The organism is Kribbella sp. NPDC048928 (genome assembly GCF_043197975.1).
Lineage (GTDB): Bacteria > Actinomycetota > Actinomycetes > Propionibacteriales > Kribbellaceae > Kribbella.
This window is the reverse complement of sequence record NZ_JBICUC010000003.1, coordinates 582,361-606,224: the sequence shown is the minus strand read 5'-3', so window position 1 is coordinate 606,224 and position 23,864 is coordinate 582,361. Positions and strand designations below refer to the sequence as shown.

Annotated in this window: 20 protein-coding genes and 2 pseudogenes; 5 read left to right on the top strand and 17 right to left on the bottom strand. The window is 68.5% G+C overall.

Annotated elements, in window-relative coordinates; translation table 11 throughout:
• Positions 1-49: 49 nt before the first annotated feature.
• Positions 50-832 (top strand): TetR/AcrR family transcriptional regulator, encoded by a 783-nt coding sequence (locus ACGFI6_RS16300; protein WP_393119157.1) that lies wholly within the window; start codon positions 50-52, stop codon positions 830-832.
• 40 nt (positions 833-872) lie between these two features.
• Here the strand turns inward: ACGFI6_RS16300 and ACGFI6_RS16295 are convergent, their stop codons facing one another.
• The 14 genes and pseudogenes from ACGFI6_RS16295 to ACGFI6_RS16230 all read right to left on the bottom strand — a co-directional run bounded on the left by ACGFI6_RS16295 (position 873) and on the right by ACGFI6_RS16230 (position 13,823).
• Entirely contained in the window at positions 873-1,883 is a 1,011-nt protein-coding gene (locus ACGFI6_RS16295; protein ID WP_393119155.1) for a TerC family protein, read from the bottom strand.
• A gap of 293 nt (positions 1,884-2,176) precedes the next feature.
• Positions 2,177-2,881: pseudogene (locus tag ACGFI6_RS16290) on the bottom strand (SDR family oxidoreductase); the annotation flags it as partial.
• A 25-nt stretch (positions 2,882-2,906) separates the two neighbouring features.
• Positions 2,907-3,251 carry an Lrp/AsnC family transcriptional regulator gene (locus tag ACGFI6_RS16285; RefSeq protein WP_393119153.1) on the bottom strand — a complete coding sequence of 115 codons (345 nt, stop codon included), beginning with the start codon at positions 3,249-3,251 and terminating at the stop codon, positions 2,907-2,909.
• A gap of 6 nt (positions 3,252-3,257) precedes the next feature.
• Positions 3,258-3,332: pseudogene (locus ACGFI6_RS16280) on the bottom strand (winged helix-turn-helix transcriptional regulator); the annotation flags it as partial.
• 93 nt (positions 3,333-3,425) lie between these two features.
• On the bottom strand, positions 3,426-3,695 hold the full coding sequence (locus tag ACGFI6_RS16275) for an Lrp/AsnC family transcriptional regulator (RefSeq protein ID WP_393119151.1): 270 nt from the start codon (positions 3,693-3,695) through the stop codon (positions 3,426-3,428).
• 25 nt (positions 3,696-3,720) lie between these two features.
• A complete protein-coding gene (locus ACGFI6_RS16270) occupies positions 3,721-4,068 on the bottom strand; it encodes an MmcQ/YjbR family DNA-binding protein (protein ID WP_393119149.1) in 348 nt (115 codons plus the stop codon).
• A 6-nt stretch (positions 4,069-4,074) separates the two neighbouring features.
• Positions 4,075-6,180 carry an excinuclease ABC subunit UvrB gene (uvrB, locus tag ACGFI6_RS16265; protein ID WP_393119147.1) on the bottom strand — a complete coding sequence of 702 codons (2,106 nt, stop codon included), beginning with the start codon at positions 6,178-6,180 and terminating at the stop codon, positions 4,075-4,077.
• Between the two features lie 91 nt (positions 6,181-6,271).
• On the bottom strand, positions 6,272-7,099 hold the full coding sequence (locus tag ACGFI6_RS16260) for a hypothetical protein (RefSeq protein ID WP_393119145.1): 828 nt from the start codon (positions 7,097-7,099) through the stop codon (positions 6,272-6,274).
• A gap of 45 nt (positions 7,100-7,144) precedes the next feature.
• Positions 7,145-8,101 (bottom strand): hypothetical protein, encoded by a 957-nt coding sequence (locus tag ACGFI6_RS16255; protein WP_393119143.1) that lies wholly within the window; start codon positions 8,099-8,101, stop codon positions 7,145-7,147.
• Positions 8,098-9,183 carry a PT domain-containing protein gene (locus ACGFI6_RS16250; protein ID WP_393119141.1) on the bottom strand — a complete coding sequence of 362 codons (1,086 nt, stop codon included), beginning with the start codon at positions 9,181-9,183 and terminating at the stop codon, positions 8,098-8,100. Before ACGFI6_RS16250 ends, ACGFI6_RS16255 begins: the two co-directional genes overlap by 4 nt.
• Entirely contained in the window at positions 9,180-10,244 is a 1,065-nt protein-coding gene (locus ACGFI6_RS16245; protein WP_393119139.1) for a PrsW family glutamic-type intramembrane protease, read from the bottom strand. Before ACGFI6_RS16245 ends, ACGFI6_RS16250 begins: the two co-directional genes overlap by 4 nt.
• A gap of 258 nt (positions 10,245-10,502) precedes the next feature.
• Entirely contained in the window at positions 10,503-11,120 is a 618-nt protein-coding gene (coaE, locus tag ACGFI6_RS16240; RefSeq protein ID WP_393119137.1) for a dephospho-CoA kinase, read from the bottom strand.
• A gap of 88 nt (positions 11,121-11,208) precedes the next feature.
• Positions 11,209-12,687 carry a 30S ribosomal protein S1 gene (gene rpsA, locus ACGFI6_RS16235; RefSeq protein ID WP_393119135.1) on the bottom strand — a complete coding sequence of 493 codons (1,479 nt, stop codon included), beginning with the start codon at positions 12,685-12,687 and terminating at the stop codon, positions 11,209-11,211.
• Positions 12,688-12,938: 251 nt separating this feature from the next.
• Positions 12,939-13,823 carry a phosphotransferase family protein gene (locus ACGFI6_RS16230; RefSeq protein ID WP_393119134.1) on the bottom strand — a complete coding sequence of 295 codons (885 nt, stop codon included), beginning with the start codon at positions 13,821-13,823 and terminating at the stop codon, positions 12,939-12,941.
• A gap of 24 nt (positions 13,824-13,847) precedes the next feature.
• On the opposite strand from ACGFI6_RS16230, the gene ACGFI6_RS16225 reads away from it, so the two are divergent.
• The gene (locus tag ACGFI6_RS16225; RefSeq protein ID WP_393119132.1) at positions 13,848-14,639 is read left to right on the top strand and encodes a class I SAM-dependent methyltransferase; all 792 of its coding nucleotides are present in this window, start codon (positions 13,848-13,850) and stop codon (positions 14,637-14,639) included.
• Positions 14,636-15,688 carry an acyltransferase family protein gene (locus ACGFI6_RS16220; RefSeq protein WP_393119130.1) on the top strand — a complete coding sequence of 351 codons (1,053 nt, stop codon included), beginning with the start codon at positions 14,636-14,638 and terminating at the stop codon, positions 15,686-15,688. Before ACGFI6_RS16225 ends, ACGFI6_RS16220 begins: the two co-directional genes overlap by 4 nt.
• Here the strand turns inward: ACGFI6_RS16220 and ACGFI6_RS16215 are convergent.
• A complete protein-coding gene (locus ACGFI6_RS16215; RefSeq protein WP_393119128.1) occupies positions 15,586-18,276 on the bottom strand; it encodes an alpha-(1->3)-arabinofuranosyltransferase family protein in 2,691 nt (896 codons plus the stop codon). The two genes, ACGFI6_RS16220 and ACGFI6_RS16215, sit on opposite strands and share 103 nt — an antisense overlap.
• A gap of 104 nt (positions 18,277-18,380) precedes the next feature.
• Between ACGFI6_RS16215 and ACGFI6_RS16210 the strand changes: the two genes are divergently transcribed.
• Positions 18,381-19,637 carry an oligosaccharide flippase family protein gene (locus ACGFI6_RS16210; protein ID WP_393119127.1) on the top strand — a complete coding sequence of 419 codons (1,257 nt, stop codon included), beginning with the start codon at positions 18,381-18,383 and terminating at the stop codon, positions 19,635-19,637.
• Between the two features lie 40 nt (positions 19,638-19,677).
• The gene (locus ACGFI6_RS16205; RefSeq protein WP_393119125.1) at positions 19,678-20,163 is read left to right on the top strand and encodes an NUDIX domain-containing protein; all 486 of its coding nucleotides are present in this window, start codon (positions 19,678-19,680) and stop codon (positions 20,161-20,163) included.
• Between the two features lie 29 nt (positions 20,164-20,192).
• On the opposite strand, the gene ACGFI6_RS16200 is transcribed toward ACGFI6_RS16205, so the two are convergent.
• Both ACGFI6_RS16200 and polA read right to left on the bottom strand, forming a co-directional pair.
• Positions 20,193-21,038: a hypothetical protein gene (locus ACGFI6_RS16200; RefSeq protein ID WP_393119124.1), complete on the bottom strand. Its 846-nt coding sequence runs from the start codon at positions 21,036-21,038 to the stop codon at positions 20,193-20,195.
• Positions 21,039-21,054: 16 nt separating this feature from the next.
• Positions 21,055-23,757, bottom strand: a complete 2,703-nt coding sequence (polA, locus tag ACGFI6_RS16195; RefSeq protein WP_393119746.1) for a DNA polymerase I — start codon at positions 23,755-23,757, stop codon at positions 21,055-21,057.
• Positions 23,758-23,864 lie beyond the last annotated feature (107 nt).

Here is a 23,864-nt window from a genome sequence, read left to right as displayed (position 1 = left end):
TACATAGATTTAGGATGTCCTAGGAACCGCAACTGAACCGGGATGGTGGATGACAACGACCGAGGGGACCAACCCAGAACTCGAGCGCAGCCTGACGCTGCTGTGGTCGGGGCGAGCCAAGGGCCGGCGTGGGCCGCGGGCGCAGCTCAGCGTCGAGCGGATCGCGCAGGCGGCGGTCGACATCGCCGACGCCGACGGGCTCGAGGCGCTGTCCATGCAGCGGATCGCCAAGGAGCTCGGCTTCTCGCCGATGTCGCTCTACAACCACGTCCCGAACAAGGAGATGCTGCTCGAGGTCGCGGCGGACATCGGGGCCGGCGCGCCGCCCGACCTGACCGGCATCACGGACTTCCGGCAGGCGGTCCGCCAATGGGTCGAGAAGCTCTGGACGGGCCTGCAACTGCGGCCGTGGATGATGCGGGTGCCGCTCGACCACGCCTCATTGGGCCCGCACCAGATGGCCTGGCTGGAGCAGCTGATGCGGCACCTGGTCGCGGCCGGTCTGGCCGGGCGGCAGGCGAGTGTCGCGGCGCTGCACCTGACCGCCGTCGTCCGCGGCACGGCGCAGATCAGCGTGAACCTGACGACCAACCGCAAGACCGACGCCGGTATCCCGCGGCCGGTCGCCGACGTGGCGCATCTGGTCGCCGGCTACCTCGACCCGGAGCAGTTCCCGGCGCTGTCCGGCGTACTGGCGGCCGAGACCGGCGCAGACGATGCAGAGCTCGAGCAGACCGCTGGTGACGGTCTGCCGTTCGAGCTGAGCTTCGGGGTCGACCGGTTCCTGGACGGCGTCGAGGCCTGGGTGGCGCGCGGCAACCGCCGCGACTGAGCCGAAAGGCCCCGGACCACTAGGGTCCGGGGCCTGGCTTTCAGGACTTCTTCGGGTCCAGCTCGGGGGACGTCTCGTCGGACTTGATGCTTCGCGACTTCATCAGGCTGGCCACGGTGGTGATGCCGAGCGTGACGATGATGAAGCCGAGCGAGAACCAGATCGGGATCTCCGGCGCCCAGGTGATGTGGTGACCGCCGTTGATGAACGGCAGCTCGTTCACGTGCATCGCGTGCAGGACCAGCTTGACGCCGATGAACGCCAGCACCACCGACAGCCCCAGCGACAGGTAGATCAGCCGCTTCAGCAGGTCGCCGAGCAGGAAGTACAGCTGGCGGAGGCCCATCAGCGCGAACACGTTGGCCGCGAACACCAGGAACGGCTCCTGGGTCAGGCCGTAGATCGCGGGGATCGAGTCGAGCGCGAACAGCAGGTCCGTCGTACCGAGAGCGATGATCACGATCGCCATCGGGGTGACGAACCGCTTGCCGCCGCGCTTCAGCGTGAGCTTCACGCCGTTGTACTCGTCGGTCGCGTTCAGCCGCTTCTTCGCGAACCGGATGACCGCGTTCTCCTTGAAGTCGTCGTCGTCGTTCTCGCCCTGCTTCGCGAGATGGATCGCGGTGTAGACCAGGAACGCGCCGAAGATGTAGAAGACCCAGGAGAACTGATTGATCGCGGCCGCGCCGACCGCGATGAAGATGCCGCGGAACACCAGCGCCAAGATGATGCCGACGAGCAGCGCGGTCTGCTGGTACTGCCGTGGCACGGCGAACCTGGACATGATGATCAAGAAGATGAACAGGTTGTCGACGCTCAGGCTGTACTCGGTCAGCCAGCCGGCGAAGAACTCCCCGGCGTACTCGCCGCCGGAGAACCACCAGACGCCGAGGCCGAACACGACCGCGAGACCGACGTAGAACGCGATCGCTCTCGCGGACTCGCGGGTGGTGGGCTCGTGCGGCCTGCGGCCGATGATGAAGACGTCGAACGCCAGCAGCGCGAGCAGCAGGCCGACGGTGATGTACCAGACATACGGGGCAACGTGCACAGAATCCTCCGGAGCTCAGTCGATGACAACTACTCCGAAGGTCTCTTCCGCCTCGTCCGCCGGAGCGGATCTGGCCGGAGGCACCGGGCGCGGAACAGAGTCCGTGACCGTGATGACGATGCCACCGCGAAGGAATACTCCCCTTCTCCACCTCCATTCTGACGGGTCGATGCCCATGGCTCCAAATCCACCGGCGCGTGTCCGCCCGCCAACCTCATCACAACCTGACCAGCAAACTGTCACAGCCGGCAATCAGCCGATGGTGACCATACGTTCACCCCTGGCCGCGTGGCTCAGCGGAAGTCGGCGGCGTGGTCGTGGGCCCAGGTGGCGAACGGGACCGGTGGCCGGCCGAGGATCCGCACGGCGACATCGGTCCGGTACCAGCCGTCGGCCGCCGTGCCGCGGCGGACGAAGTGCAGGATCGCCTCGACGATCTCCGGCTCCCCCACGCCGAACATCTCCCGGGCGCGGGCCTCGTCGATCTCCTCGACCGTGATCGGCGCACCGATCGCCGCCGCGATCAGCCCGACCTGATCGCGCAGCGTCAGCGGCTCGGCGCCGGTCAGCAACGCGGACACCTCGTGCGGGTCGGCGCCGGAGAGTGCCTCGACAGCGACCGCCGCGATGTCGAGTTCGTGGATCGGGGCCGAGACCGAGTCGGGATGGACGAGGCGTACGGTCCGCTCGGACCTGATCGCCGACGCCCAGCTGCGGGCGTTGTTCGCAAGCACCAGCGGCCGGATCGGAACCAGCTCGGGTCCGCTGCCTGCCAGGAGTTCCTCGGTCATGCGGTGCTCGACGGTGATCGGGTTGGACGCCGCCCAAGGGACCAGGACACTGCCCGAGGACAGCAGAACGACTCGTTCGACGCCCGCGACCAGCGCAGCCTTGCCGAAGTCGGCCGCGCCGCTGGGCTCGGCGTACAGGAAGACCTGCCTGACCCCGTCGAGAGCCGCCGGCAACGTCTCCGGCCGAGTCAGATCAGCCTGCACAACCTCAACTCCACCCCCGAACCCGTCTTTACCTTTGGTAGATTGCGGACTGAAGCGCGGACAGGTTTGCGGACGCCGTAGTGGGTGCGGCCTTCACCGTGCGCAGGACCGGGGTCAGATTGACCTGGGTGACACCGGCCTGGCCGGCGATGTCGGTCGTCAGGTACCGGTACAGGCCGTCAGGTGAATGGCTGCCGATGGCAGCGAACAGCGAGGTTGATCCGGTCGTGGCCGCCACGAACGCGACCTCCGTGTGCTCAGCCAGAGCCCGGCCAACCGCGTCCAGACGGTTCGGCGTCACAGCCAGTCGCAACATGGCGCGGGCCGGCACCCCCATCAACCGCGGATCCGCGTCGATGTCGAAACTGATCACACCACCCGAGACGAGGGCGCGCAGACGACGCCGGACGGTAGGCCCGGACACCCCACAGGTCTTGGCCAACTGCTCGATCGACGCACGCCCATCACCCGCAACTCCTCGAACAACCGTCGATCAACCCCCTCCAGCAACTCACCCCCGTCAACCAAGGTGTCTGGGATGGCGGGTTCAGGGAACGGGTTGTGGAGGATGGCAATCTGGTCGGAAGTTAGAGGGCCGGGTTTGGCGTACGGGGAGCCTGCGCCGCCGTAGAAGACCTGGATGACTCAACGCCGTGACACGCAGCGCACCACTCTCCCGGAGGCGCGCATACCGCCGCGCGACCGTCTGGTCGGAGACGCCGAGCACCTCCCCCAGCCGCCGGAACGGCGCCCGCGCGTCGAGGTGCCGCGCATGCAGCAACCCCCGGTCGAGCTCGTCGAACGGATCCCCAGTCACCCGAGCAACGGTAAAGCAGATCGCTCTAGGCGGGTCGCAGCCGACGCGGCAGCTTGGACACGACCGTCGCGTACGAGCTGTCGATCAGCTCAAGGATCTCGTCGTCCGGCACCGCGCCGCCGAGCTGCACCGTGTTCCACCCGGAGCGGCCGATGTACGGCATCTTGCCGACGTCGTCCGGGTAGGTGCTGACCAGCTCGTCCGCCTCGTCGCGGTTGGCGCCGCACTTCAGGCCGACGCCGGTGCCGCCGAGGAACGCGAAGATCTTGTCGCCGACCTTCGCCACCGTGTCGCCCTCCCACGGCTCGTCCGGCCAGGCGCCCGGCTTCCCCAAGCAGTAGGCCAGCACCTCGTCGCCACTCAGCCGCGCCATCGTCGGCTACTTGGCGCCGGCGTTGGTCATCTGACGGAGCTCCTTCTTCAGCTCGGAGATCTCGTCGCGGTAGCGGGCGGCCACCTCGAACTGGAGCTCGGCGGCGGCGTTGTGCATCTGGTCGGTGAGTGCCTGGATCAGCTCGGCCAGGTCCGACGACGGCAAGCCGCCGGCCAGCTCCTTCGCCTTCTCCCCCGCCTTCTGCTTGCCGCCGCCCGGCACCGGCGCCTTGCCGCGGGACTGGGTCCGGCCGGAGCCGAGCAGCTCGGCGGTGTCCGCGTCCTCCCGGGCCAGCATGTCGGTGATGTCGGCGATCTTCTTCCGCAGCGGCTGCGGGTCGACCCCGTGCTCGGTGTTGTACGCGATCTGCTTCGCGCGCCGCCGGTTGGTCTCGTCGATCGCCTGCTCCATCGACGGCGTGATCTTGTCCGCGTACATGAACACCTGGCCGGACACGTTCCGGGCCGCACGGCCGATCGTCTGGATCAGCGAACGCCCGGACCGCAGGAAGCCCTCCTTGTCCGCGTCCAGGATCGCGACCAGCGACACCTCGGGCAGGTCCAGGCCCTCACGGAGCAGGTTGATGCCGACGAGGACGTCGTACTCCCCCATCCGGAGCTCGCGGAGCAGCTCGACCCGCCGCAGCGTGTCGACCTCGCTGTGCAGGTACCTGGTGCGCAGGCCCATCTCCAGCAGGTAGTCGGTGAGGTCCTCGGACATCTTCTTGGTCAGCGTGGTGACCAGCACCCGCTCGTTGCGCTCGACCCGCAGCCGGATCTCGTGGATCAGGTCGTCGATCTGTCCCTTGGTCGGCTTCACGATCACCTCGGGGTCGACCAGACCGGTCGGCCGGATGAGCTGCTCGACGTACCCGTCGGACTTGTCCTGCTCGTACTGCCCCGGGGTGGCGGACAGGTACACGGTCTGGCCGATCCGCTCCAGGAACTCCTCCCAGCGCAGCGGCCGGTTGTCCATCGCGGACGGCAGCCGGAACCCGTGCTCGACCAGGGTCCGCTTCCGGGACATGTCGCCCTCGTACATCCCGCCGATCTGCGGGACGGTGACGTGCGACTCGTCGATGACGAGCACGAAGTCCTCGGGGAAGTAGTCCAGCAGGCAGTGCGGCGCCGACCCCGGCTCCCGGCCGTCGGTGTGCCGCGAGTAGTTCTCGATGCCGGAACAGGTGCCGATCTGGCGCATCATCTCGATGTCGTACGTCGTACGCATCCGCAGCCGCTGCGCCTCCAGCAGCTGACCGTTGCGCTCGAGCTCGGTGAGCCGCTCCTCCAGCTCGGCCTCGATCGAGGTGATCGCGCGCTCCATCTTCTCCGGGGCGGTCACGTAGTGCGTGGCGGCGCCGATGTAGAGCTCGTCCTCCTCGCTCAGCACCTCGCCGGTGACCGGGTGCAGCGTCATCAGCCGCTCGATCTCGTCACCGAAGAACTCCACCCGGACGGCCAGCTCCTGGTAGACCGGGAACACCTCGAGCGTGTCGCCGCGAACCCGGAACGTGCCGCGGGTGCCGGCCAGGTCGTTGCGCGCGTACTGCACGCCGACGAGCTTGCGGAGCAGGCCGTCGCGGTCCATCTCGGTGCCGACCTTCACATGAATCATGCGGTTCATGTACTCGTCGGCGGAGCCCAGGCCGTAGATGCAGGACACGGTCGCGACCACGACCACGTCGCGGCGGGTCAGCAGCGACCAGGTCGCCGAGTGCCGCAGCCGCTCGACCTCCTCGTTGATCGAGGAGTCCTTCTCGATGTAGGTGTCCGTCTGCGGGACATACGCCTCGGGCTGGTAGTAGTCGTAGTACGAGACGAAGTACTCGACGGCGTTGGCGGGGAAGAACTGGCGCAGCTCGTTCGCGAACTGGGCGGCGAGGGTCTTGTTCGGCTGCAGGATCAGCATCGGGCGCTGCACCCGCTCGGCCAGCCAGGCGACGGTCGCGGTCTTACCCGTACCGGTCGCGCCGAGCAGCACGACGTCCTGCTCGCCGGCGTTGATCCGCCGCTCGAGGTCCGCGATCGCGGCCGGCTGGTCACCTGCCGGCTCGAAGTCCGACACCACCTTCAGCGGGGCGACCATCCGCTGCAGATCCGACACCTGTCTCATGCCCACCACCGTACGGCCGCCCGCCGACAATTTCCCGTCCGCGCCCCTCCAGCCCGGCCGGACAGTCCTGAAACCGCAGGTCAGGGCCGGGTCAGAAGCTCTTGATCAGGGTGCCGTTCATGTACTGGAGCTCGTTCACCCGGCGCTTGTAGACCCGGGTCTCGAGGGCGGCGTCGGTGGCCGTCACCCGGTCGAACTTGTCCTGGTACGCGGTCACGAAGCCCTGCATCGCGACCTTCCTGCCGTTCTTCGCGACCCAGTCCCCGGTGTAGATGAGCGCGTAGCAGGCCTTGATGTTCGCGTTGTTCGGCTTGCACTCCGCACCCTTGCCGATCCGGACGCCCTGCATCCCGTTCGACTCGATGTCGACCAGGTGCTCCGCGAAGCCCTTCGCGTCGTACAGATCGGTCTGGCGGACCCAGTAGTACCCGTCGATCAGGCCGCGGGCGCTGAACTGCTGCAGGATGTAGTTCTTGCCGGACCTGGATTTGTCCGGGTCCGGGAGCCAGCCCTTGGACGGCGTGAACCAGACCCCGTACCCGACCTCGATGCCGACGTCGTTCGGCCCCTTGGAGTCGTCCGGGGTCGGTGTCGGCGACGGTGTGTACATGGTGCCGAGCGGCTGCGGCGAGTTCTGCGCGGTGCTGCCGCTGTCGTCGCCGTTGCCCTTGACGAGCAGTACGACGCCGATCGCCACCAGCAGCACGGCGACGATCGCGCCGGCCATGATCATCCAGGGCGTCCGGTTCGGCTTCTGCGGGTGGTTCGGCCGCGTCGGCCCGGGACCCCAGCCGCCCCCACCACCAGTGCCGCCCACGCCGGGTCGGCCCTGCGGCGCCTGCTGCCCGGTGCCCCAGCCACCAGGCGCCGGAGCGGATGCCGGCGGCGGGCCCGGCGGTGGACCGTACTGCTGACTCATAGTTCGTCCTCGCGGTAGTTCAGGGAACTGTCGTTCCGGGGTCCGTCACAGGCTGTCGATCACGGACTTCTTCATGACCGCGGCGTCCGCCTCGGCCTTCGCGGCGAAGTCGTCCCTGGTCCGGAAGTCCAGCGCGGTGGCGACACCGTCCTTGCGCCGGTACACCTCGACGGAGCCCTTGATCTTCGTGTCGACGCCGTTCACCTTCGCGGTGGAGGTGTAGTCGATCGCAACGCACTCCACCAAGACGTCCTTGGGGCACGGCAGGTTCCGTACGTTGCCGAGCTGCGCCACGTCCTTCTCGGTCTCGCCTTCGACGATCCCCAGCAGGTACGCGTTCGCGGTGACGTCCTGCTTCTGCCGCACCCAGAGGAACGCCCGCGCGTTGACGTTGTCGTTCGGCGGGTACGTGGCGACCTGCTTGCCGGCCTTCTCCTTGGTGTAGAGGGTCCAGCCCTGCACCGGAACCAGCGAGACACCGAAGCCGACCGGGATCGCGTTCGGCGGCGGCTGGTACGACGACTTCGCCGCGGTCGGCGTACTGGCCGGCGGGCTCGGCGGGTTCTCGGCCTTCTTGTCGCCGCCGGACAGCGCCACCAGCACGACGGCCACGATCGCGACCACGAGCACGCCGGCGCCGATCGGGATCATCAGCGGCGGGATGCGCGGCAGCTGGAAGCGCTTCTTCTCCGGCGGCGGCCGGCGCAGCGATGGCGGACCGACCTTGTCGCCCCAGGACGACGACGTCTGCGTCGCCGGACCCTGGCCCGGCCCAGCAGGACCACCAGGACCACCAGGACCACCAGGACCAGGGGGACCACTCGGGCCACCTGCTCCGGGTCCGGACGTCCCCTGGCCACCCCACGGTGACGGGGGTGGCTGCACCTCGAGGTCCCAGGGCGACGGCGGGAGGGTTTCCTCCTGTTCGCCGCCCTGGTCCTCCGGCGCGGGCTCGTTGACCCAGGGGTTACCTGCGGCCCGCTTGTCTCGCTTTCCGCTCACTGACTCGCGACTACCGACCGCAGCATCGCCGTGGAGTCCGGGTCGAGCGTCGACAGCTTGTCCTTACGCCCGTACACCTCGACCAGCGTCAGGACGCCGTCGTTGCGCTCGATCACCGCGTTGAACCCGACGGCCGCGTAGCTGCCGCTCTGCGAGGTGCTCGTACCGGAGTAGGTCTGAGTCATCAGGACCTTGATCGGCAGCTTCTCGTTCGGGCCCGCCTTGGTCGTCTTGACCGGCTGCTTCTGCACGCCGGTCAGGCCCTTGGTGTCGGCCGTGATCGACTTGCTCAGGATGTCGGCGGCCGAAGCGCCCCCGGACTTCCCGGCAAAGGCCATGAAGAGGCCCTCGCCCTGCTTGACCAGGAAGACGCCCTTGTAGCCCTCGAGGCTCTTCCGGACGTAGCCCGGCTGCGGCTTGACGTAGATGCCCTCGGCAATCGCGATGCCCTCGTCGCCGCCACCCTGCGTCGGCTGGGTCGTCGGCTCACCGGTCGGCTCACTGGTCGGCGAGGACGTCGGTTCGCTGGTCGGCTCCTCGGTGGGCCCGCCAGTGGGCTCACCGGTCGGCTGCGAGGTCGGCTCGGACGTCGGAACCGGCGACGGGTCGGCCTGATCGTCGCCACCCTTGAAGACCAGGGCGAGCACGACACCGATGATCGCGACCACTGCGAAGGCACCACCGGCGATCAGCAGGGTCTTGCCGCTGCCGCCACCCTTGCGCGGCGGCTGGCCACCGTACTGCGGCTGGCCCGGGAAGCCCGGCTGGTACTGCTGCTGGCCGGGCTGCTGACCGGGGTAACCCTGCTGGGGCTGCTGGTACTGCTGCTGTCCCGGGTAGGACTGCTGCCCAGGCTGACCCGGCTGCGGGTACTGACCCGGCTGCTGACCTTGCTGCTGACCGTACCCAGGCTGCTGCTGGTACGGCCCCTGCTGCCCAGGCCCCTGCTGACCGGGCTGTTGCCCCGGCTGACCCGGCTGCTGGCCGTAGCCAGGCTGCTGACCGGGCTGCTGGCCGTACCCAGGCTGCTGACCGGGCTGCTGACCCGGCTGACCACCGAACGGCGGCTGCTGGTTGCTCATACCTGCGTCTCTCCAGTCGTCGCAGCGGTCGATGCTGACGCTCCACGCGCGGACTTCGGCACCGAACGCACCGAGTTGCCGCAGGCGGAACAGAAGTCGGAATGCGGAAGCAGCGGCATCTCACAGCGCGAACAGAACGCCAGGTCGCCGGACGCGTGGTTGGAACCACCGCGCGCCGCCGACTCCAGCGACGCCTCCAGGAGACCCTTGTGGAGCACGGTCCGGACCCGGATGATCAGTGCGCCGAGCAGGAGCAGTCCCCAGACCACACCGAGGATCGCGCCGATCGTCGAGCCGCGGCCACCGACGAAGCCGAGCAGGTAGACACCGCCCTGGAAGAGCGCGTTCACCGCCATCGCCTGGATCAGGGCGGCCACCCAGCGCGGCGTGAAGCCGTCGTAGCCCTCGCCGAGGCCGGAGAACTCCGCACCCGCGAGACCGGTCGCCGAGCCGTAGATGAGCGGCTTGATGAAGCCGTGCAGTACGACGATCGAGATCCACGTACCGGCGCTGCTGCCCGGACCGGCGAAGCCGCCGCTGATCCAGCCCCAGTGCAGGACGAGGGTCTCGAAGCACGCGTACCCGACACCGGCGACGACACCGAAGGTGAAGCCGTCCATCAGGTCGTCGTAGCGCGGCCGCGAGGCCAGGTAGAGCGGGCCGATCTGGCGGATCAGCTCCGACACCACCGGCACCAGCAGCAGGAGGAGCAGCAGGTCCCGTCCCGACGGGCCGGCACTGTTGTCGCCGATCGCGCCGAGCGAGAGCCCGATCTTGTCCGACCAGATCCAGGTGAACAGCCAGGCGAGCAGACCGGTCAGCACGAAGGCCGCCGCGACCACCGGGATCGGCTCGTCCTCCCAGAGGTTCACGTCGTACAAGTAGATGATGTAGACGATCGGGATGGCGAAGGCCGCGATCATGATCGCCACCGGCAGTGCGCCGAGCGCGGCCGTCACCACGGTCAGCAGCAGGGCGATGCCCAGCGCGACCTTGTAGGTGTACGGCTGCTTGCCGGATCCCTGCGGCATGATCGTCGAGACCAGTTTGAACGACGCCACCGTCTCATCCGGCCTGGCGGCGTATGCGTTCTTCCGCTCGGAGTCCCCGGTACGCAGGTCGTTGCCACAGTGGTGGCAGAAATGCGAAACCTCGGGGACGTCAGAGCTGCAGCGCGGACAAACCACGCCATCCTCCCAACCTCGGACGTCCGGTACGGCGCGGGGCGCGCCGACCGTGCCCGGCCCCGGTTACCTCGGGCCGGACCGGGACAGATTCTCGTACAGGGGGTCCCAAGTGCATCATTTCCCGCGCAGGGGTCACCTTTTCGTGTCCGGACCGTGGCTTAGGCGCTGCTCGAATGTTGCCCACACCTCGTCCAGGCGCCGATCCAGCTCCGCGAGGGTGCCGGAGTTGTCCACCACTACGTCCGCGGCTGCCAGCCGGTCCTCCCGGGACGCCTGGCTGGCAATCCGCTGATTCGCTTCCGCAGCAGCCATCCCGCGCTGTCCGGTGAGCCGTTCGACCTGGATCTCGACCGGTACGTCGACCACGAGCACCAGGTCGAAGTGACCCGCCTGTCCGGTCTCGACCAGCAGTGGGATGTCGTGCACGACGATCGCGTCCGCGGCTGCGGCCCGCTCGATCTCGGTAGCACGGTGGCGGACCCGCGGATGGATGATCCCCTCGAGCCGGCGCCGCGCCGCCTCGTCGCCGAAGACGATCTTCCCGAGCGCCGGTCGGTCCAGGTCGCCGTCGGCCGTCAGTACGCCGGGCCCGAACGCCTCGACCACCTCGGCCAGCCCGTCGGTGCCGCGCGCAACGACCTCGCGCGCGAGCACGTCGGAGTCGATCAGCACCGCGCCGCGCGCGGCCAGCCGCGACGACACCGCACTCTTGCCGGCACCGATGCCACCGGTCAGTCCCACTCTCAGCACGCCAGCACCCTACTGATCACGGACCGCCGGACGCACGAGACCCCCACACCCGAGTGGGTGCGGGGGTCTCGAAAGGTCGATCCGAAGATCAGCCCTGACCGGTCAGCTTCTCGCGAAGTGCCTGCAGCGCCTCGTCGGAAGCGAGCGCACCCTCGACGGGAGCGTCGTCCTTCGGGGCCGCCGCGGAGGAGTACGTCGAGGCCTCGCCGGCCTCCACCTCCGCCGAACGGGACTCCTCGATCTGCTTCTTGTGGGCCTCCCAGCGCGTGTGGGCCTCGGCGTACTGCCGCTCCCACTCCTCGCGCTGCGAGTCGAAGCCCTCGAGCCACTCGCCCGTCTCCGGGTCGAAGCCCTCCGGGTAGATGTAGTTGCCCTGGTCGTCGTACGTCGCCGTCATGCCGTAGAGCGTCGGGTCGAAGTCGTCCGAGACCGGGTCCACACCCTCGTTCGCCTGCTTGAGCGACAGCGAGATCCGGCGCCGCTCGAGGTCGATGTCGATGATCTTGACCAGCACGTCGTCGTTGACCTGGACGACCTGCTCGGGGATCTCGACGTGCCGCTCGGCCAGCTCGGAGATGTGCACCAGACCCTCGATGCCCTCCTCCACGCGGACGAACGCACCGAACGGAACCAGCTTGGTGACCTTGCCGGGCACGATCTGGCCCATCTGGTGGGTCCGGGCGAACTGCTGCCACGGGTCTTCCTGGGTCGCCTTCAGCGACAGCGAGACGCGCTCGCGGTCCATGTCGACGTCCAGCACCTCGACGGTGACCTCCTGGCCGACCTCCACGACCTCGGTCGGGTGGTCGATGTGCTTCCAGGACAGCTCGGAGACGTGCACCAGACCGTCGACGCCGCCGAGGTCCACGAACGCACCGAAGTTGACGATCGAGGACACGACACCCTTGCGGATCTGGCCCTTCTGCAGCTGGGTGAGGAAGTTCATCCGCACCTCGGACTGCGTCTGCTCCAGCCACGCGCGACGCGACAGAACCACGTTGTTGCGGTTCTTGTCGAGCTCGATGATCTTGGCCTCGATCTCCTGGCCGACGTACGGCTGGAGGTCGCGGACGCGACGCATCTCGACGAGCGAGGCGGGCAGGAAGCCACGGAGGCCGATGTCCAGGATGAGTCCACCCTTGACGACCTCGATGACGGTGCCGGTGACGACGCCGTCCTCTTCCTTGATCTTCTCGATCGTGCCCCAGGCCTTCTCGTACTGGGCGCGCTTCTTCGAGAGGATCAGGCGACCTTCCTTGTCCTCCTTCTGGAGAACCAGGGCCTCGACGTGGTCGCCGACGTTGACGACCTCGTTCGGGTCGACGTCGTGCTTGATCGACAGCTCGCGGGACGGGATCACGCCTTCGGTCTTGTAACCGATGTCGAGGAGAACCTCGTCCCGGTCGACCTTGACGATGGTGCCTTCAACGATGTCGCCGTCGTTGAAGTACTTGATGGTCAGATCGATCGCCGCGAGGAAGTCTTCCTCCGACCCGATGTCATTGACCGCTACCTGCGGGGTGCTGCGTACTGCGGGGTCGAGAGGTGCCTCGATGCTGGCCGTCATGTGGTGGGTTGCTCCGTGGACTGGTGGTGTTGTGCGGTCGCGTCATGAACCGTTGGATCGCACCAAACCGCGGGATTGCCAGAAGACGACAGATTCACCACCGAGCTGCTGCGAGTCACGAGCCTGCTCCGTCCGAGGTCGCGCGGGCCCATAGCGCATCTCACAGAATACCGGTCTTGACGGAGACAGCACAACCTGGGGCAGCCGACGTCACCGGCCGCCCGCCGAGGTGTCCCGACGCGCCATTGATCTCAATGTACGACGGCCAGGGCCGGGCGGCCTGCTGCGAGTGTGGCTGTGTCCGCCATTCGGGCGACCAGGCGGTGCGCGGCGGCCGCGACCTCGTGCTCCGCGGCCCGCTCGGCGAGGTCCAGCAGCGCCCAGATGTCCGCGGCGCGGCCGAGGTCGACGAGCCGCTCCCCCAGCGCCATCGGCGCCAGCGAGTCCAGTACGGCGCCGGCCAGCACCTGGTCCTCGCAGAAGCGGAGCAGGTTGCCCAGGTCTGCGTACGGCGAACCGGCGTGCGCGAACTCCCAGTCGATCAGGCCGGTGATCCGCGCCGTCTCCGGGTCGACGAGCAGGTTCTTCGGGTTGAAGTCGCTGTGCACCAGGCAGACCCGATCGACCCCGTCGACAAGCAGCTCGTCCACCTCGTCGATCACAGTCGCGAACCCGTCACGCTGCGCATCGGTCAGCCCGAGGCGGAGCCCGGCGACGTACTCGGCGAGGTCGCCCAGCCCGAACGGTTCCACCCCGAGGTCGTCGTCGCGGAACATCCCCGGCCGCAGGAACGGCATCCCGCTCAGCCGCGCCAGCAGCTCCCCCAGCTGGGTCCCGACTGTACGGCGCTGTTCGTCGGTCGCCGTCTCCAGATACACCTGCAGGTTGACGCCGGGCAGCCGCTCGGTGAGCAGGTACGGCGGCTCCTCGTAGGACCCCTCACGCTTCAACTCCAGCACCCGCGGCACCGGCAGCAGTCCACGCACCAGCTGGAGCAGTGCGGCGTCCACGGCGGCACGTCCAGGGTCCTTCGCGTAGAACTTGATGACCGCGTCCTCACCACCCGCACTCACCGCGAACGTCTGCCCGCCGTACCCACCCGTCAGCGGAACAGCACTGGATGCGAAGTCGGTCATGTCGTCGACACTAGAGTGTCCGGCGTGAATGAGCCGGTGCGGGTTGAGCTGACTGAGGCGGAGACGTCTCAGGCCAGTCGTACGTACTGGGACCAGGTGGCTGACGAGTACCTGGCGGAGCACGGTGAGTTCTTGGGCGAGGACCGGTTCATCTGGTCGCCTGAGGGCGTTGACGAGGCGGATGCGCAGTTGCTGGGACCGGTGCGCGGCCGGCGGATCCTCGAGGTCGGCTGCGGCGCCGCACAGTGCGCCCGCTGGCTCGTGACTCAGGGCGCCGACGTGGTGGCCTTCGACATCTCGGTCGAGCAGCTGCGGATCGCTAAGACGCTTGACGAACGTACCGGGACCGCCGTGCGTACAGTCGCCGCGGACGCGGTCGCGCTGCCGTACCGTGACGCCGCCTTCGACACGGTCTGCTCGGCGTTCGGGGCGCTCCCGTTCGTGGCCGATGTCGGTACCGCGCTCGGTGAGATCGCACGCGTACTGCGGCCAGGTGGTCTGCTGGTGTTCTCGGTGACCCACCCGATCCGCTGGGCGATGCCCGACGACCCGTCGACAGTCGGCCTGCGGATCACCCACTCGTACTTCGACCGCACGCCGTACGTCGAGATCGACGCCTCCGGTACGCCCGTGTACGCCGAGCACCACCGCACCATCGGCGACTGGATCCGTGAGCTGACCGGCGCCGGACTCGTCGTCGACGACCTGCTCGAACCGGAGTGGCCGGCCGGTCACGACCTGATCTGGGGCGGCTGGGGCCCCGAACGCGGGCCGTACGTGCCCGGAACCGCGATCTGGACGGCACACAAACCATGAGAGACACCCGCTTCCCGGCAGTGGACGGACTGCGCCTGATCGCCGCACTCGCGGTGCTGATCGCGCAGGTCGGCCTGCAATCCCACGCGCCGTTCGCAGGCGTGGTGTCCCGGCTGGACGTCGGCTGGGCGATCTTCTGTGCGCTGTCCGGCTTCCTCCTGTACCGGCCGCACGTACTGGCGTGGTTCTCCGGCACCGTGCCGCCGCTGACCCTGCCGTACCTGCGCAACCGTGCCCTGCGGATCCTCCCGGCGCTCCTGGTCGCGGTACTGCTGTCCATCGCATTCGTACCGCACCCAGCAACCACGTACCTGCGCTGGGCCGCCCTGACGCCCCTCCTGTTCTACCTGCTCCTACCTGGCCTCGGGCGATTGCTGACCGGGTACGAGCGCCCAACCCGCCGCAGCGTCCGCTGGCGACTCCTTGTGCTGGTCGCGCTGACGCTGCTGGGACCTGTGTGGATGGCAACCATCACGGCAACCGGCCACCCCGACGCGGGTCTGTGGCTGCCCGGCTACCTCGGCTGGTACGCCGTCGGCATGGGTATGGCGCTCTGGCAGGTCGCCCGTGCCACCGGACGGCTGGGACCGTCGACACTCGACATGCTGACCAGGGTCCCCGCCACGCTCTGGGGAATCGCGGCAGCGCTGCTGCTGATCGCAGCGACCCCCATTGCCGGGCCGTACGACCACTCGACGCCCACAACCGCACAGGCGCTGATCAAGAGCCTGCTCTACACGGTCGCCGTAGCCTGCGCGCTCTTCCCAGTACTGACTCCTACAGCCCGCACTGTCCGCGTACTGGGTAGCCGGCCGGCACAGGTGGGCGCACAGCTCTCGTACGGCATTGTCGTGTACCAATTCGTCGTACTGGGCCTCCTGCACGGCTCCTTCGCCGTACAGCTCCCCGTGACGCTGCTGGCCGCCGTCACACTGGCAGCCCTCAGCTACAGCCTGGTCGAGCGCCCGCTCGCTCGTCTCGGCAAGAACACCGCGACTGCTAAGACCGCGAGCAACGCGACGAGTCCGAGCAGCAGCCCAGCCCTGTAGGTCCTGTCCGGCATGAAGCGGGCCGTGACCACCTGCTCCGGTCCGGCCGGTAGCACCCAGCCCTGCTGCCAGCCCCCGACCCGGATCGACGTCAGCTTCCGGCCGGTGCTGTCGTACGCCTCCCAGCCCTCTTCGTAGTTCTGCGCCACGGTCAGCACTGACTGCTGATCTGCTCCGGGTACCTCGACGGTGAGCTCAGTGGGGTTGGGACGCCATACGTCCACGCCCTGCACCGGCGTCACCGACACGTCACCGAACCCGGCCTTCGCCAGCGTGGTCTCGATCGGTACGAGCCCACCGTTCGCCTGTACGTCCACCTGGTGCCGGCCCGAGCGCAGCGGCACGACTGTCAGCGGGCCACACAGACTGAACGCCACTGGCCGCCGTTGCAGCAACTGCTGCATGGTCGCGGCCACCTGCGTGTGCAGCGGTACACCGTCCACCATGACCGTGGGGCCGTTCCCGCAGTACGCCGAGACGCGGCTCACTGGATCTACCGCCTTGCGCAGGTCGTCAGCACCGAGCACCTGAACCTCGGCCACCCCGACCGGGCTGGTCCGCGCGTCCTGCAGCGGCTTCGTTCCGGTGAAGTCGATCTTGACGCTCTTCACGTGCCGCGCCGGGAACCGGACGTATCCGCCGGCATCGACGGTCGCGTCAACCGGTGCCCCGCTGTCGAAGTGCAGCGTGACCTCGGCCGGTCGCGAACCGGTCAGGTACGGATCCGCCTGGAACCGCAGGCCCTGTACGTCCCGCGCAGCCGGCAACGTCAAGGTCAGGCTCGGCCGCGGGTCGTCCGAGGCAGCCAGCCAACCGGTGCCGAGCTGGCGATCGACGGCGGCGCCCGGACGTCCTTCCGGCGCAGCAACGGCCCGCGACGACGCAGTCGCGGTGATCGACCCCGGTACGGCGAGCAACTGCTCGAGCGTCTCACCGTCCTGCGGCAGCGCGGTCCCCCGCAGCTGGTACGACGCGGCCTGCGGCAGCCGCACAGTCCGGGACAGACCATTGGGCTCCGCGGAATCCTTCGCCTGATCGGTACTGCACAGCGCGCGCGTGCCCACGTGCAGGCAACCGGACCGCCCGATCTGCGTATTCCGCATCACGACGGCGCTCGGCTGCCGGTCGACCTGCTGGCTCTCGGTCTCCACCAGCGGCAAGCCGTCGAGCTTCCCCTGCGCATCCGACCGCAGTACGGCAGCGCCGCCACCGCCCAACGCGGTTACCACCGTCGGTACGTCGTCTGCGCTGCCGCCGACCGCGACGAGCCGGGACTGCGGGACGAGCCTCCCCGGTGTGGTCGCGCCGACGTCGTAGATCTCCACACTCGGGTACGGCAGCCGCGTCTGCCCGGCGGGACCGAAGTACGCCACCCGCCCGATGCCCGCGTCGGCCAGGCTCTCGTGGATCGCGAGCGCCGGCGTACCGTCCGGCAGGTCGTTGCGCACGACCACGTACCGGATGCCGTCGCGGGTCAGCTCCTGCCGCAGCGTCTGGTCGCCGACACCGGAGTCCACCCGGTCCGACATGTCGTCGGTGAGCGCAGCCAGCGGCCGCTTGACCAGTGCAGCGAGCGGTTCGGTGGAGTTCGACAGCACAAGCACACTGCCAGGAGCGGACTGGTTGTCCAGCCAGTCCGCCGTCTGCTCCCAGTGCGTCGGGATCGCAGAGAGGGCACCTGCCGGCCGTATGAGGACCAGTGGTAGCGCTGCGGCCACGGCGAGGCTCGTGATGAGGACAGGTACGACGCGGCGGTGTATGCCGTGGGACACGGTCAGGTTGGTCAGCCGCCGCAGGTAGTGCGCTGCAGCGAGTGCGAGCGGCAGCCCGACGACAGCACCTGCCACGGGGAACCAGCGCGGGCTCGGCGGCGGAGCGCCGTACCGGATCAGCATCAGTAGCGGGACGAGCCACCAGATCGACACGGCAACAACGAACGCGAGCCAGGCAAGCGTGAGCTTCACCCGGGCACGCGCTACGAGCCAGATGGCCGGTGCCACGAGGATTGCGGCGCTTCCTAGCGGGTTGGCGCCACCGATCAGTGCGAAGGCCACCGCCGACCAGCTGCCTCGCCACCAACCGGAGCGGACACGTGGCGAGACCAGAGGCAACACGACCCACGGGGCCATGGCCATCGGCCATACCTCGATGGGGAGCTCTCCGAACGCTCTTGGCACCAGGGCGTACAGCAACGCCACGGCGAGACGTGTCCAAGGCACGCCATACTGCAGGACGTTGCAGAGCTTCCAGATGCCGAGGAAGGCGACGCACAGGACCAGCGACCACCAGAGACGTTGCGTGATCCAGTCCGGCACCGAGAGCGTGTCCAGCAGCCAGTGGAACGGCCCCATCGGCAGCAGGTACCCGTACGCGTCACTCTGCAGCCGGCCGAACCCGGTGTGCGGATCCCAGAGGTGCAGTGCGCGGGACAGGAAGCCGCCCGGCCCGGCAGTGAGCTCGAGCCTGCGGTCCGGGACGATCTGCCCGGGAGCGTGCTGGAAGCAGAGGGCGATCAGCGCCAGGCACCCCAGAACGAGCCGTGCTCGCCACACGACCTGCTCCGAACTGCCTGCCTTCAGCCTCCCCACCGGCGGGACATTAACGGATCCGGGCGCTCCGCAGGGGCATCGTTGCCGTACCGTGAGGTCCGGCAAATCTCACATGACCGAAGCGGGACCGAGGCAGGACAGCAATGACATCTGGCACCACCCCGGCGCCGCAGCCGCAGGCCCCACGCAAGAGCTTCCTGCGAAGCGCCACGGTCGTCGCCGTCGCGATGGCGATCATGAACGTCGCAGCGTACGGATTCACGCTGATCGGCTCCCGCCGACTGATGCCGGAGCAGTTCGGAGCGGTCACCGCTCTGCTCGGCCTGCTGCTGATCGGCAACGTGGCATCCCTCGGCCTGCAGGCCACTGCCGCGCGGCAGATCGCCACCCACAGCGGGGACGGCGCCGCCACCCTCGGCGACGCGGTACTGAAGGCCGGTCGCCGCTCCGCTCTCGGTCTGACCGTCCTGTGTCTTGTCCTGACGCCGGTCTTCATGTGGCTGCTGCACGTCGACTCGGTCGTCGCCATCCTGCTGCTCGCACCGACGCTCGGCAGCCTGACGCTGATGGGCTCGCAGCTCGGCGTCCTCCAGGGCAGCCACCGGTGGACCGAGCTCGCCGCCGTCTACACCGCCAGCGGCATCGGCCGGCTGGTGCTCGGCGGTGGCGCGCTGCTCCTGCACCCGTCGCTCGACTGGGCCATGGCGGGTCTCGCGATCGGCGCCGCCGTACCGGCCCTGCTCGGACAGTTCTTCCTCCGCAGTTCGACCGGCGCCACCAGCGAGCACGTGAAGGAGGTCCTGCGGGAGACGGTGCACGGTACGCACACGCTGCTCGCGTTCTTCGCGCTCGCCAACGCGGACGTGCTGTTCGCACGGGCGCTGCTCGACGAGAAGGACAGCGGGTACTACGCGGCCGGCCTGATCATCGCCAAGGCCTGCCTGTTCCTTCCGCAGTTCGTGATCGTGCTGGTGTTCCCGTCGCTGGCCAACTCCCCCGGCGACACGGTCCGGCTGCGGCGAGCCATCCTCGCCGTCGGCGGTCTCGGCGTCTGCGCGGTCGCCGGGACGCTGATCCTCCCCGGGATCGTGGTCGAGGTGATCGGCGGCAAGGAGAAGTACGCGCCGCTCGGCCCGTACACGTGGCTGTTCGCGGTCGCCGGCTCCACGTACGCCGTCCTCCAGATGGTCGTGTACGCCGCGATCGCTCAGCAGGAGAAGCGCGCCGCGCTGGCGATCTGGCTCGGCCTGGTCGTGCTCGCGGTCGCCGCCGGCATCGTGCTCGGCACCGACACCGCGACCGGTCTCACCGGTGTCAAGGTCCTCGCCGGCATGACCAGCGCCTGCGCCCTGCTCCTGTCCGGCGCCCTCGCCACAGGCCTCCACCGCCAGTCCAGTTAGCGCCAAGGGACCGTCCGACGCAGGACGCTAGGGTCGGGGTATGCCGACTCCGAAGTTCGTCCTGGACCTGCGCGCGAAGATCGGGCACGACCTGCTCTGGATGACCGGGCTGACCGGAGTCGTGCTGAACGACTCCTCCGAAGTACTGCTGGTGAAGCGTGCCGACAACGGCCGTTGGAGCCTGATCGGCGGCATCCTGGAGCCGGGCGAGCAGCCCGCGGTCGGGCTGGTCCGCGAGATCCAGGAGGAGACCGCGGTCGAGGCCGAGGTCGTCCGGCTGCTCAGCATCGAGTCGATGGAGCCGACCGCCTACCCGAACGGCGACCGGGTCCAGTTCCTCGACCTCAGCTTCAGCTGCCGCGCGGTCGGCGGCGAGGCGCGGGTGAACGACGACGAGTCCGTCGACGTCCGCTGGTGGTCACTCGACAACCTCCCGGACCTGACCCCGCACGAACAACGCACCCTCCACCGAGCCCTCACCCCCGCCGAAACCGAGCAGCCGTTCTACCTCACCTCCGCAGACTGACACCCCTCACCTCCGCGGACTGATCGTGCTCAGTTCCGCAGACTGACCTGCAGCTCGCGCAGCCAGCGCTCGCTCATCGCCGGCTGCTTCGCGAGCTCGGTCGCGAGCGCCCGCCGTACCTCAGGAGTCTTCGCCGCCGCTACCAAGGCAACGGCCTCCGCGAGCGCCTTCCGCGCCTCCTCGCCGCGCGGCGGCTCGGCGACATCCGCGTCCTTCCAACGGGTTCGCCGGAACGACTGTGCCGTCTTCGGCTGATAGTTCCCGAAGTACGACCACAGCCACCCGTCCAGCGGGACGTTCCGGATCGCGGACGCGGGCAGCTCGCCGGCGAAGTCCGCATGCTGCTGCCAGCGCCAGGTGTTCGGGCTGGTCTTGGTCCGCCAGGTGATCCCGACGAACCGCAACTGCCGCCGGATCACATCCCACTGCGCGCGCTCGTCCTCGATCCAGTCGCGCAGCACGGCGTAGAGATTCTCGAACGTGGAACCCTGATAGACGAGATCCACGAAGACCGTCGGCCTGCCGCGCATCAGTTCGGCCGGCGCGAGGCCCTCGGCGGTCAGATTGATCCGGAGCTGACGGAGCTCCTCGGCGTTGAACCCCTGCCCGGCCAGCCCGTACAGACTTAGCGGCAGTGGATGCAGCCGATCAGCCCAGCCGGTGTCCGCGAGCGCTCCACTCAGCAGGTCGTACAAGCTGTCGACCGACCGGCCCACGAAGTACAGCTCGCCGTCGCCGCACTGCGCGAGCACACGGGCGGCGCACTCGATCAACTCGTCCAGGAACGAGAGTGACGGCGCCTCGACGCCGTCCAGCATCGAGCCGAGCTGATCCGGCCGGATCAGATCCCACCTGAACGGCCGGTTCGGCTCCATCGCGTCGGTGGGCAGGTCAGTGGGCGGCTTCGTGCCAGGTCCGGCCGACGCCGACCGAGACGTCCAGCGGGACGGCCATGTCGACGGCGTGACCCATGTCGTGGCGGACCAGCTTCTCGAGGGCGTCGCGCTCACCGGGCGCGATCTCGAAGACCAGTTCGTCGTGCACCTGGAGCAGCATCCGGGACTTCAGGCCGGACTCGCGCAGGGACCGCTCGACCTTCAGCATCGCCATCTTGATCACGTCCGCGGCCGATCCCTGGATCGGCGCGTTCAGCGCCATCCGCTCGGCCATCTCGCGCCGCTGCCGGTTGTCGCTGGTCAGGTCCGGCAGGTAGCGCCGGCGGCCCAGGATGGTCTCGGTGTACCCGGTCTTGCCGGCGTCGATCACGATCGACCGCAGGTAGTCCCGGACGCCGCCGAAGCCCTCGAAGTACTCGTCCATCAGGCCCTTGGCCTCGTCGACGCCGATCTTCAGCTGCTGACTCAGCCCGTACGCCGACAGGCCGTACGCGAGGCCGTAGTTCATCGCCTTGATCTTCGCGCGCTGCTCCTGCGTGACCTCGCCGGGCTCGACCGAGAACACCCGCGACGCGGTCACCGAGTGGAAGTCCATCCCGGAGTTGAACGCGTCGATCAGGCCCGCGTCCTGCGACACGTGCGCCATGATCCGCATCTCGATCTGGCTGTAGTCCGCCGACATCAGCGACTCGTTGCCCTCGCCGACCACGAACGCCTGCCGGATCCGGCGGCCCTCCTCGGTCCGGATCGGGATGTTCTGCAGGTTCGGCTCGGTGGAGCTGAGCCGGCCGGTGGCCGCGATCGTCTGGTTGAACGTGGTGTGGATCCGGCCGTCGCGCGGGCTGATCGTCTTCAGCAGGCCCTCGACCGTCTGCCGCAGCCGGGTCGCGTCGCGGTGCGCCAGCAGGTACGCCAGGAAGGGGTGCTCGGTCTTCTCGAACAGGGCCTGCAGCGAGTCCGCGTCCGTGGTGTAGCCGGTCTTGGTGCGCTTGGTCTTCGGCATCTGCAGCTCGTCGAACAGCACCACCTGCAGCTGCTTCGGCGAGCCGAGGTTGATCTCCTTACCGATCACCTCGTACGCCGCCGTGGCCGCCTCCCGCACTCCGGTGGCGAACCGCTCCTCGAGCTCCTCCAGGTACGTCCGGTCGACCGCGATGCCGTCCCGCTCCATCGACGCGATCACGTGGATCAGCGGCAGCTCGACGTCCGCGAGCAGCGCCGTACCGGCCTGCTTCTCGAGCTCGGCGTCCAGCGTGTCGGCCAGGTCGGCGATCGCCCGCGCCCGCAGCATCGTGTGATCCGCGGCCGGGCCGCCCTCGACGTCGTCGAAGCTGAGCTGACCGTTCTCCGCCTCCTCGTTGCGCAGCTCGCGCTTCAGGTAGCGCACGGTCAGGTCGGCGAGGTCGTACGCCCGCTGGTCCGGACGCACCAGGTACGCACTCAGCTGGGTGTCCGAGACCAGGCCGCCGAGCGTCCAGCCGCGCTCGAGGAACCCGAGCAGCGGGCCGTTCGCATCGTGCAGCGCCTTCGGCTGCTTCTCGTCGGCGAGCCAGGCCTGCCACGCGGACTCGTCGTCCGGAGTCATCATGGTCGGGTCGAACCAGGATGCCGCGCCCGAGGTGTTCGCCAGCGCCAGCCCGGTGATCTGACCGGTCCCGCCGCCCCAGCTGCCCTGGACCGCGACACCAACGCGCTCGCCGCCGCTCACATGCTCCTTCAGCCAGGCCCCGACCTCGCCGGGCTTCAGTTGCACGCCGTTCAGCTCGAAGCCGTGGTCGACCGTGGCGTCGACCTCCTCGTGCTCCGCAACCAGCCGCTCGCGCAGCACCCGGAACTCCAGGCTGTCGAAGAGTGTGTGCACCTTCTCCCGGTCCCAGGCGATCCGGGCCAGGTCGTCGACCGAGACCTCCAGGGTCAGGTCGCGGACCAGCTCGTTGAGCTGCCGGTTCCGGATCACGTCGGCGAGGTGGTCCCGCAGCGACTCACCGGCCTTGCCCTTGATCTCGTTCACCCGGTCGACCACGTCGTTCAGCGAACCGAACTGGTTCAGCCACTTCGCCGCGGTCTTCGGGCCGACACCCGGTACGCCGGGCAGGTTGTCGCTCTGCTCCCCCACCAGCGCGGCCAGATCCGAATACATCCGCGGGCCGACACCGTACTTCTCCTCGATCGCGGCCGGGTCCATCCGGGCGATCTCGGAGACGCCGCGCTTCGGGTACAGGACCGTGACGTTCTCGTTGATCAGCTGGAAGGAGTCCCGGTCGCCGCTGCTGATCAGCACCTCGAAGCCCTGCTCGTCGGCCTGGGTCGCGAGCGTCGCGATGATGTCGTCGGCCTCCCAGCCGTCGATCTCCGTGGTCGGGATCCGGAGCGCCTCGAGCACCTCCTTGACCAGCGAGATCTGGCCCTTGAACTCGTCCGGAGACTTCGACCGGCCGGCCTTGTACTCCGTGTACTGCTCGGAGCGGAAGGTCTTGCGGGAGACGTCGAACGCGACGCAGATGTGGGTGGGCTGCTCGTCGCGGAGCATGTTGATCAGCATCGAGGTGAAGCCGTACACCGCGTTGGTGTGCTGGCCCGTGGTGGTGGAGAAGTTCTCCACCGGGAGCGCGTAGAACGCCCGGTAGGCCAGCGAGTGCCCGTCCAGCAGCAGGAGCCGCGGCCGGCCGGTGCCGGTCGTCGCGGTGTCCTTGGTCATCGTCGTCGTATCCGTTTCTGGAGCCACACACCGACTCTAGTGGGTACCAAGGACAGTTCTGACACACTGCTGCGGTGACAGACAAGACAGATGGATCGAACCTCGGA